The following is a 10,548-nucleotide window of genomic DNA, read 5'->3' on the forward strand; positions in this document are numbered from 1 at the left end:
GTCCGATCGCGTCGGCGGGGTGACGCACATGGCGGGCTATGTGAAATATGGTCTGACCGGGGGGGTGATCATTGCAGTCACCGTGCTCCTTTCCTCGCTCGGTACGCATAAGGAAATTCCGTATCTGACGCAGGCGCCGGATCAGCCCTTTTCGGGTCGCGATCTGCTGCGTGAGGTGGCGTCCGCCTTTACCAACCGCAACTTTGCCGCGATCATGATCGCGGCGCTTTTCTCGGGCATGAACGCGGGCATTTCCGGCGGCCTCAGCGTATATTTCAACCTGTATTTTTTCGAACTCACCACCGATCAGATTTCGGTCCTTATCGGTCCGGTGCTGCTCGCATCGCTGGTCGGCGTGTTCGTCGCACCGCTTTGCTCGCGCCGGTGGGGCAAGAAGCCGGTGGTCATGGTCAGCTTCGCGCTCGCCATCGTCACGTCGACGATGCCGATCGGCCTGCGCCTGCTCGGCATCTTGCCCGGCAACGACTGGCCATGGCTGTTGACCTTCCTCGTGGTCGAGACCTTCTTTGCGACGACCATGGTTCTCATCGGTCTCGTCGTGAGCACGTCGATGCTGGCCGACGTTGTCGAAGACAATGCGGTGCGCACCTCGACCCGTTCCGAGGGCCTGTTCTTCGCGGCCAATTCGGTGCTGAGCAAGAGCGTTACCGGACTTGGAACGCTGGTATCCGGGCTGATGCTGACGTGGATCGATTTCCCCGTCCATGCGAAGCCGGGGGCCATCGACCCGGCACTCATGCACCAACTGGGCTATGTCTATGTGCCGATCGGCGTGACGCTCAGCCTGTTGTCGCTTTATACGCTCAGCTTCTTCAGCATCGATCGCGCGACGCACCAGGCCAACCTCTCGAAGCTGGAGGCGGCGGCGCTGGCGGAAGTCGGGACGATCGAAAGCGGCGGACCCGTGCCGCCGCCAGCAGCGACCTTCGGGACCGTTCCGGCCATGGCGCGGCCGGCCACCGACGCATGAAAGAAAGCGACAGTTCGATGATTGACGTCCAATGCCGCAGCACGATCACCGACCGTTTCCGCAAAGATGGTTTCGCGATCGCCGACGGCCTTGCCGATGCGCCGCTTCTCGAGGACATGCGCGCCGTCTACGACGCCATGCTCGACGGTTCGATACCCTGTCCGGGCACCGATCGCGAACTCGGCGGACTGACACGGCAGATCATGCTGCCGCACCTCCATCATCCGCTGTTCGCCCGGAACGCTGCGGTCGACCGCGCCAGGGAAATTGCGGTGGATCTGATCGGGTGCGCGGACCCGCAGTTCTTTTTCTCGATGCTCATCTTCAAACCGCCCGGCCATCCCCACGAAACACCCTGGCACATGGATATGGCTTATGCGGCTATGCCGATGACGCCCGCGGGAACGAGCTGGCCCAACGATGTCGTCGCACAATTCTGGCTGGCACTGGATAACGTCGACGGGGATATGGGTTGCATGCAATTCATCCCGGGCGTGCAGGACGGATCCATGCCGCCGCACCATGTTGCCTCGGGAGCCCCCGACGATGACGGCCGTCTCCTCGCGATCGGGGATCCCGCCGCCTGGTTGCCGCTCGACACGGCGGTGAAATGCCCGCTGGCCGCCGGATCGGCGACGGTTCACGGTTATTCGACCCCGCACTATACGGGGCCAAACCGGTCTGCGCGTGGTCGCCGGGCGTATATCTTCAGCTTTGCCGACATGGCGCGTCTGGGGGCTCTGACTGCGCGATGAGCGTAGGTTTTCTGCCGCCTCCTGGCGCGCTAACCGTAGAAACCAGCAAGCTGATCGCCGCGCCGATCGCCGATGTGTGGGCGATCCTGATCGGGTTCGATGCTTATGGAGAATGGAATACCCAAATCCCGCGCATCGATGGCGTGGCGGCGGCTGGCTCGATCATCGTCTTGTGGCCCGCGAACGAAGGCGAAAAGACCGTCAGGGTCGAGGCGCTTGAACCATACAGGATGCATTGGGTCGGAAGCGCTGAAAACCCTGCAGATTTTCGAGGCGATCATTATTTCGGGCTCGAACCCGTCGGTGCAAGCAACACGCTCCTCGTGCACCGCGAGTTCTTCAGCGGACGCTTTGCCGCCACTATCCTGGCGGCGTATGGGGAAATGATCCGCGCCAGCTTCGAGGGTTTCAACAGAAGCTTGCAAGCGGTAGCCGAGCAGAGGCGAGATGGTTGAGCTGAGGTCAGCGTGACCGAATGTCGGCGTTAGCGATCGTCCGCGCTGCCTCGGTGTCGGTGGGAAAGTGATAGCAGCAGATCACGCGGCTCAGCGCATAATCGCGTTCGCGTTCGCGTTCGGGGATCAGCGGCGCGCGCGCCGGCGCAACTTCGGTGAGGAGCAGCGCGGTAGTTCAGCCATATACGGTGTGTCCCGATGGGTGAGAGGATCTGCCGCGCGGCACCGGATTGGGGGCCGGGAGGGGACTGCTGCCGCAGCGGCGGTTCGATGAACGTCGATTATCGGGGTGCGATCTCGATCGTCCGAAGGCATCGTCGAAGCGGGGGCCCTCTGCTCGTATGTGCAACGCCGTTGACGTGACGAAGCCGTCGCCGGGGAGTGACCGCTTAACAGGATCCGTGCCGCAAAGCGGTCCGGCCGCAAGCGGCCACCATGTCTTGGGCTTACCCGATGGCGGTCTTAACCCCAGCCGCCGCCCAGTGCCTTGAACAAATCGACCCGTGCCGAACCCAGTTGCTGTTCCGACTCCGCCAGCGTGGCGCGCGCGTCGATCAGCGATTGCTGCGCGATGACGGTGTCGAGCAGCGATACCGATCCGGCACGATAGCGGGCTTGCGCCAAATCGTAGGTGCTCTGCGCGCGGTCGCGTGCCTCGGTCAGCGCGGCGTGACGCTGCTGCCCCGCGTCGTATCGCGCGAGCGCCTGCTCGACTTCCTTCAGCGCGCCGATCACCTTGCCGTCGAACGTTGCGAGCGATGCGTCGCCCTGTGCTTCGGCCTGTTTGACGCGCGAGCGCGCGACCGCGATGTTCGGAAAACTCCACGACAGCAGCGGGCCCAGTGAAAAGCTGAAGCTGTCGCTGCCCTTTATGTCGTCGTTGCGCAGGAAATTGCCGTTCGCGCCGAACTGGATGCGCGGGTAGAGATCGGCCATCGCCACGCCGATGCGCGCGGTGTCGGCGGCGAGGCGGCGCTCGGCTTCGCGCAGATCGGGGCGGCGGCGGAGCAGGGCGTTGCCGTCGCCGACCGGAAGTGTCGCCACCGGCGCCGGAATCCGGATGCAACTCTGGACCTCGGTGGGGATCTCGCCCGGCTGGGCCCCCAGCAAGGCCGCGAGTTCGAGCAAGGCGACGCGGCGCCGGCCTTCGACCTCGGGAATCGCTGCGCGCGCCGTGGCGACCGTGCCCGCGGCGCGCTCGACCTCCAGCAGCCCGACCGATCCGGCGCGCTGCTGCGCGGTCACGATGCGCAGGCTATTCTCGGCGGTGGCGAGCGAGGTGCGGGCAATCGCCACCGAAGCGCCAAAGGCGCAGGCGTCGCCATAGGCGCGCGCGGTTTCGGCGGCGACGGTCACGCGGACGGCATCGCGGACCGCCTCGACCGCTTCCGCATCGGCGCGGGCCGCGCGGATCGCGCGGCCGACCCGGCCGAACAGATCGACTTCCCACGCGATGGCGAGTCCACCGCTATGGGTCCATTGTTTGTCGTCGGCGGGCTGCGCAAAGCCGCCCGCGGCGCTGCCATAGCTGGTTCCGCCGCTGAGGTCAGTCGTCGGCAGGCGTCCGGCACGCGCCTCGCCCAGAACGGCGTCGGCCTTCGCCAGATTGGCGTCCGCGACCCGCAAGTCGGTGTTCGCCGCGAGCGCGCGTTCGATCAGGCGGTCGAGAACGGGATCGTTGTAGAGGCGCCACCAATGATCGGGCAGTTCGGCCGCGCTGTCGACACCGGCCGTGGCGGTCGTAAACGCGCCCGCCGCCTTCGCCACGGGTTGCGGCGGCTCATAATGCGGGCCGACGGCGCAGCCGGCGGTGGTGAGGGAGAGCAGGAAAAGCAGCTTACGCATATGCAACCTCCGCCGCCGCCAGTTCGGTTTCGCGCGCGCTGTGCGATGCCGCGCGATGATCCCTGGCGATCAGGCTGTAGACGGTGGGAAGGACGAACAGGGTGAACAGCGTGCCGACCAGCATCCCCATCACGACGACGATGCCGATCGCGAAGCGGCTGGAAGCGCCCGCGCCATTGGCGAACAGCAACGGGACGAGCCCCGCGACCATCGCCGCGGTGGTCATCAGGACGGGACGCATACGAACCGCCGCCGATTTGCGGATCGCGGCGATCCGGTCGAGGCCCTCGTGCTTCTGGATCTGGTTGGCAAAGGACACCATCAGGATGCCGTGTTTCGAAATCAGCCCGATCAGCGTCACCAGTCCGATCTGCGTATAGATGTTGAGCGTCGTGTAGCCGAGCCACAACGGCACCAGCGCCCCGCAGATGGCGAGCGGCACGGTGACGAGGATGACCAGCGGATCGCGGAAGCTTTCGAACTGGGCTGCAAGCACAAGGAAGATGACGATCAGCGCGAAGCCGAACGAGATCGTGAGCCGGTCGCCTTCGGTAACATATTGGCGGCTGTCCGAAAGCCAGTCGACGCTGGTTCCGGCGGGCAGGGGCTGGCTCTTCAGGAAGTCGACCGCCTGGCCCATCGTGACGCCGGGCGCCAGGATAGCCGAAAGCGTGACCGAGTTCATCTGGTTGAACTGCGTCAGCCGATTGGCCTCGGGACGCATTTCGACCTTGGTGACCGTCGACAGCGGCACCAGCGTGCCCGACGCGGTCTTGATATGATACTGGCCGAGATTGTCGGGTGTCAGCCGCTGCGCCGCGGGAACCTGCGCGATGACGTCGTACGAGCGGTCGTGCCAGTTAAAGCGGTTGACGTAATTTTCGCCAACCATCGTCGCCAGCGTGTCGGCGACGGCTTCCATGGTGATCCCCATTTCGCCTGCCTTGGCGCGATCGATGCTGATCCGCGCTTCGGGGCTGTCGAAGGCGAGGTCGCTGTCAACGAATGCGAACAGTCCGCTTTGCCAGGCTGCGCCCTTCACCCTCTCCAGCGCCGAATAAAGCGCTGTGAAATCGTCCGACGAGCGGATGACCATCTGCACCGGCAACCCGCCGCTCGAAGCGGGGAGGGCCGGGGCCTGAAAGGCGGCGGCATAGACGCCGGTGATGCCGGCGCCCTTGGCGTTAAGTTCGGCCTGGATCGCATCGGCACCGCGTTCGCGATCTTCCCATTCCTTCAGGATGACGCCGCCAAAGCCGTTGTTGAGGCCGTCGGTGCCATTGTCGAACCAGCTGCTGACATATTCGGGCAGCCCGCGGAACAACCGCTCGACCTCGTGGGCGTAGCGTGCGGTGTACTCGACATTGGCATATTGCGGTGCTTTGGTCTGGACGAAGACATAACCCTGGTCCTCCTGCGGCGCGAGTTCGCGCTGCGCGCCGGTGAACAGGATGACGATCGCGCCCATGACGACCGCGCCGACGAGCAGCACCGCGGGGCGTGCCGCAAGCGTCGCGCCGAGCAGGCGGCTGTACCGGTCGGTCGCGCGCTGCATATTATGCTCGATCGCGCGCGATAGCCGACCTTCGTTCATCTGGCTGTGGAGGAGCAGGCTGCTCATCATCGGCGACAGCGTCAGCGCGACCACTCCCGAAACGACGACCGATCCGGCGAGCGTGAAGGCGAATTCGCGAAACAGCGCGCCGGTCAGCCCGCCCATCAGCCCGATCGGGGCATAGACCGCCGCGAGCGTCAGCGTCATGCCGATGACCGGCCCGACGATCTCGCGCGCGCCAAGCAGCGCGGCACGGACCGGCGACAGGCCTTCCTCGATATGCCGGTGGATGTTCTCGACCACGACGATCGCGTCGTCGACGACCAGCCCGATCGCCAGCACCATCGCGAGTAAGGTCAAAAGGTTCAACGAAAAACCGAAGGCCAGCATCAGCGCGGCGGTGCCGACGAGCGACAGCGGGATCGTCACCACCGGAATCAGCACGGCACGCAGCGAGCCCAGAAACAGGAAGATGACGATCACGACGATCACGATCGCCTCGACCAGCGTGCGGCTGACCTCGTCAATCGACGCGTTGACGAAATGCGCGACGTCGAACTGGCTGATTACCTCGACGCCCGGCGGCGCCACGTGCTGCATGTCGGGCACCAATGCCTTGACGGCCTTCACGATTTCGAGCGGATTGCCGCCGGGGGTGGGCGTGATCGCGATGCTGACCGACCGGCGGCCCGATGTCAGCGCGCTGCTGTCGTAATTCTGCCCGCCGATTTCGACGGTCGCGACGTCGCCCAGCCTGACGATGCCGCCATCGACGCGCTTCACGACCATCTGGCGGAAGGCATCCGGATCGCGCAGGTCGGTGCCGGCGGTGATGTTGATCGCGGTGTCGGTGCCCTTCAGGCGGCCCGGCGCCGACTGGACGTTGTTTGCGCGCAGCGCCGCGGCGATATCGCTGGCCGACAGGCCGCGCGCGGCGAGGCGCACGGGATCGACCCAGACCCGCATCGCCAACGTTTGTCCGCCGCTGATTTCGGCCGATGCGACACCGGGAACCGCGGTGATGAGCGGCTGGGCGATACGTGTGGCGAAGTCGGTGATCTGCGGAACGGGCAGGGTGTCGCTGACGAACGCCAGATATTGCACCGCCGACGCGCCATCGGTCATTTTTGTGATGACAGGATCGTTGGCGCCGGCGGGCAGGCGATATTTCACCTGCTGCACCTTCGCCAATATCTCGGTCATCGCGCGGTCGGCGTCGGCGTTCAGCACCAGCTTCGCCTTCACCTGGCTCTTGCCCAGCGTCGAGGTCGAGGTGAGATAGTCGATGCCGTTCGCGGTCGCGATCGCCTGTGCGATCGGTGTGGTGACGAAACCCTGCATCACATCCTGCGTCGCGCCGGGATAGCCGGTGTCGACGACGATCGTCGCGCTTTCCATGTTCGGATATTCGCGCACCGGCAGCGAAAACAGGGCCGCGCCGCCGACGAGCAGGATCAGCAGGCTGACCACCACCGCGAGGATCGGGCGGCGGATGAAGATATCGGTGAAGGCCATCTCAGCGCGCCTCCCCGGCCGGCGCGGCGCGCGCGGGGGCGAGCTTGACCGGCGCGCCGGGCTGGATGCGGAGCTGGCCGTTGATCACGACGACATCGCGCGGGCGGAGACCGCCGGTCACGACGACCCTGTCGCCGAAACGGCGACCCGCGGTGACGGGCACCACTTCCGCGGTGCCGCCGCGGCCCGTCTTGTCCAGCTTCACGCGTGTGACGCTGTCGCCCGATGCCGACGTCTGGATCGCGGTGGCAGGGACGACCAGCGCTCCGGTAATGGGGGGCAGCGCGAGCCGCGCAGTGACATACATGCCGGGCCGCAGCGCAAGGCCGGGGTTGGGCAGCGTTGCCTGCACCATGACGTTGCGGGTGTCCTTGCCGACCTGCGGCTCGATCGCGGTGACGCGGGCGGTGAAGCGACGGTCGGGCCAGGCGTCGGAGATGATGTCGACGCTGGCGCCTGCCTTCAGCCGCGAAAAATCCTGCTGCGGTATGGCGAAATCGACATAGAGGCTGTCGAGCGCGGTCAGCGTCGCCACCGGATCGCCCGGGTTGAGATACTGCCCCGGATTGACCTGCCGGACGCCAAGCGTCCCGGCGAAGGGCGCGCGGAGCTGTTTCTGTACGATCCGGGCATCGATCTGCCGGACTGCGGCATGCGCCTGCGCATGCTCGGCGCGCCGCTGTTCGAGCAGTTCGCGCGGTTCGGCGCCCGACGGCGCCAGTTCGTTCGACCGCGCGAGCTGCAGGCCGGCGAAATCGGCCTTCGCCTGCGCCGCGGCGCGGTCCGCCCGTTCGGGCGCATCGAACAGTTGCACGAGCAGTTCGCCGGTGCCGACGCGCTCGCCGGCGGCGAAACGGATCGCAGTCACGCGTCCGGCCACCTCGGGCGCGAGCACCACCTCGCGGACGGCGCGGAGCGAACCGACCGCTTCGAGCGCCGCCGGCACGTCGGTCGGCACGACCATGATGGTCGAGACCGGTACCGGCTGCATCTGGCCGGGCGCGGTCTCGACCGTCCGGGCGGCCCGCCAAGCGTAGAGGCCGCCTCCGAGCAGGAGCAAGGCAGCCGCGACCGGCAGCACCGCGCGCCAGCGCCGCGCAGGGGTAGGGAGGGATTCGTCGGGATGTTCGGAAGATGACACGGGGAGACCTCATCAAGAATCGACTCATGGTCGAAATTATTGAGAATGATTATTAAATATGCCGGAGCGGGTCAAGAGAGTGGCATCGCGCGGCGGGATGCTGCTAGACTGCGCCGATGTCAGAGAGAGATTTCACTCCCGTCAGGCGGCCGTCGGCGCGGCCCGTCCGCCGGCGTCCGCGTGCGGGCAATGCTATCCTGCGGCCGCCGCGCAAGGCCGATATCCGCCGCGACCAGCTTGTGCAGGCGGCGATCACCCTGCTGGTCGACCGCGGTTTGCCGGAGAGTTCGATCGACGACATTGCAGCACGGGCGGGCGTCGCGAAGGGAACTTTCTATCATTATTTCGCGAGCAAGGCGGACCTGATGGATGCGTTGCGCCAGCACTTCAGCGACGCGTTTGAGGCGCGGGTGGTGGCGGCGGTCGAAGCGCGCCCGCCCGGCGACTGGAACGGCCGGTTCGAGGCGTGGGTCGTCGCGGCGACCGAAGCCTATTTCGATATGCATGCGCTGCACGATGTCGTGTTCCACGGCCCGTCGATGCCGCATCGCCAGTCGATGGACGACACCGATATCGTCGGTCACCTCGCGGCGCTGGTGGCGGCAGGGGAAGCCGACGGCGCATGGCACCTGTCCGGCGGGAAGCCCGTTCAGGTCGCGGCGTTCATCTTTCATGCGCTCCACGGCATGGCCGACGACGCGCTGACGGCGGGACGGCCCGCGGACCAGCTCGGCCCGCTGATCGCGCAGCTTTCGCGGCGTGTGCTCGCCGGCTGAACAGGCCGTTTTGCCGTGATGTACGTACAAGAGATGCTCCGTTCGCGAATCGTGGAGCCTCTCCATAAAAGCTCAACCAAAGTTGAGGTAAAGTGGTAAGTTAGTGCGACCAGCCTTCGACCACGATGAGTGCCTTGGTCTTCGAAGCGGCGCGGCCATAGATTTCCATGCCGTCGCGATAGGCGCCGAAGCCGCCGGGTCTGTCACCGAGGACGAGCATGATCCGCTTCGGCCTTCGGTGTCCATATGGCGTAAACGAGCAACGTCCGCTCTTCCCTGGATGACCACCACAGATCGATCTCAGGCGCAAGCGCTCGGTTTGCGACATGCCAATGCTTTAGAATTCTCCCGCCACGCCAACGCGGACGGCATTGTTGCCGTGTCCCGCATAAGCAAAGCCTGCGGTGAGGGCGAAGGGATTTTCGGTGTCCAGCCGGTGCGCGATCGCGCCGCCGATCGCTTGCGCTTCGCGAAAGGTCGCGCCGTTGAGCGCGTAGCTGGTCCGCCCCGGCTCCGACGGCATCGGAGCATAGCCCATCGCCATCGCCGCGGCGGTGCCCGAGCGGGCGTCGCGCCGGACGCGGCCGAGATCGAAGCTGATCTGTGCCAGATCGCCCGGCCCGAAATCGGCGAGCGCGAGATTGCCTGCGGCATCCGACGTCACATAGCTGACCGGACCGGACTGTGCCGCCCGGCTCGCCGCGGAACCGATCCCGGCCATCGTATAGGTCGAGGCAGTCGATCCGAGCGATATCTGACCCGCCCGGTTCGCGACCGCATTTTCGCCGATGGCGACCGCGCCGGCCGCCGTCGCGCGGGCATTGCTGCCGAGCGCAATCGCCGACTGCCCCTCTGCCACGCTGTCGGCGCCGATCGCCACGGCGGCGAGCCCGGTTGCGCGGTTGTCTGCGCCGATCGCGACCGCGCCACGCCCAGTCGCGAGATTGGGATCGCCGATGGCGACGGCTCCGTCGCCTGAAGCGACATTGCCGAGCCCGATCGCCACGGCCGCGCCGTCGGTCGCCCGGGCTCCGGTCCCGATGGCGACGGCATCATCGCTGCCGGCGTTCGCGCCCGAGCCCATCGCAATCGCGTTCGCGCCGGTCGCGGTCGGCCGGGCGCCGCTGCCGTTGATCGCCATATAGTCGGTACGTGCCAGCGCTTCGTCGGCGCTCGCCTTGGCGATCTGCGCGTTGGCCGAGGCGCTTTCGGCAATCGATCGGGCGAGGTTGGCATTGGTCTGTGCTGCGACTGCGACCGTCTCCGCCTCCGTGGCCTTCATGGCGGCGGCATCGGCCGCGGTCTGGGCATTGTTCGCATTGGTGAGCGCCAGTTCCGCCGTCTGGCGCGTTACCGCGCCGCTCGCGATGGCTTCATTGGCGAGGTCGTGGGCCTCGTTCGCACGCGTCTGCGCGGTGGCGGCCTCGGTGCGCGCAATCGCCGCTTCGCTTGCGGCGCCTTCTGCAGTTGCCTGCGCGGTGGCGGCGTTGGCGAGCGCGGGGTTGGCGGTATTCT

At 66.3% G+C, this 10,548-nt stretch carries 7 protein-coding genes and 1 pseudogene; 4 read left to right on the forward strand and 4 right to left on the reverse strand.

All coding sequences use genetic code 11. From position 1 onward, the window contains the following. The 3 genes from VGD20_RS20450 to VGD20_RS20460 all read left to right on the forward strand — a co-directional run. The coding region (locus VGD20_RS20450; protein WP_331136211.1) for an MFS transporter at positions 1 to 991 on the forward strand (991 nt) is incomplete at its 5' end. A gap of 17 nt (positions 992 to 1,008) precedes the next feature. Then, positions 1,009 to 1,746, forward strand: a complete 738-nt coding sequence (locus tag VGD20_RS20455) for a phytanoyl-CoA dioxygenase family protein (RefSeq protein WP_331136212.1) — start codon at positions 1,009 to 1,011, stop codon at positions 1,744 to 1,746. Beyond that, positions 1,743 to 2,201 carry an SRPBCC domain-containing protein gene (locus tag VGD20_RS20460; protein ID WP_331136213.1) on the forward strand — a complete coding sequence of 153 codons (459 nt, stop codon included), beginning with the start codon at positions 1,743 to 1,745 and terminating at the stop codon, positions 2,199 to 2,201. Before VGD20_RS20455 ends, VGD20_RS20460 begins: the two co-directional genes overlap by 4 nt. Before the next feature lie 462 nt (positions 2,202 to 2,663). Here the strand turns inward: VGD20_RS20460 and VGD20_RS20465 are convergent, their stop codons facing one another. Genes VGD20_RS20465 through VGD20_RS20475 form a run of 3 tightly spaced genes read right to left on the reverse strand, consistent with a single transcriptional unit; the run spans position 2,664 to position 8,257 of the window. Continuing rightward, positions 2,664 to 4,046: a TolC family protein gene (locus VGD20_RS20465; protein WP_331136214.1), complete on the reverse strand. Its 1,383-nt coding sequence runs from the start codon at positions 4,044 to 4,046 to the stop codon at positions 2,664 to 2,666. Beyond that, positions 4,039 to 7,116, reverse strand: coding sequence for an efflux RND transporter permease subunit (locus VGD20_RS20470; RefSeq protein ID WP_331136215.1), 3,078 nt, complete (start codon positions 7,114 to 7,116; stop codon positions 4,039 to 4,041). Before VGD20_RS20470 ends, VGD20_RS20465 begins: the two co-directional genes overlap by 8 nt. Before the next feature lies 1 nt (position 7,117). Continuing rightward, positions 7,118 to 8,257 (reverse strand): efflux RND transporter periplasmic adaptor subunit, encoded by a 1,140-nt coding sequence (locus VGD20_RS20475; RefSeq protein WP_331136216.1) that lies wholly within the window; start codon positions 8,255 to 8,257, stop codon positions 7,118 to 7,120. A 116-nt stretch (positions 8,258 to 8,373) separates the two neighbouring features. On the opposite strand from VGD20_RS20475, the gene VGD20_RS20480 reads away from it, so the two are divergent. Beyond that, the gene (locus VGD20_RS20480; protein ID WP_331136217.1) at positions 8,374 to 9,033 is read left to right on the forward strand and encodes a TetR/AcrR family transcriptional regulator; all 660 of its coding nucleotides are present in this window, start codon (positions 8,374 to 8,376) and stop codon (positions 9,031 to 9,033) included. 337 nt (positions 9,034 to 9,370) lie between these two features. Here VGD20_RS20480 and VGD20_RS20485 read toward each other — a convergent pair. Further along, positions 9,371 to 10,548, reverse strand: a pseudogene (locus VGD20_RS20485) (hypothetical protein); the annotation flags it as partial.

It is taken from the genome of Sphingopyxis sp. (assembly GCF_036402335.1).
Taxonomy (GTDB): domain Bacteria; phylum Pseudomonadota; class Alphaproteobacteria; order Sphingomonadales; family Sphingomonadaceae; genus Sphingopyxis.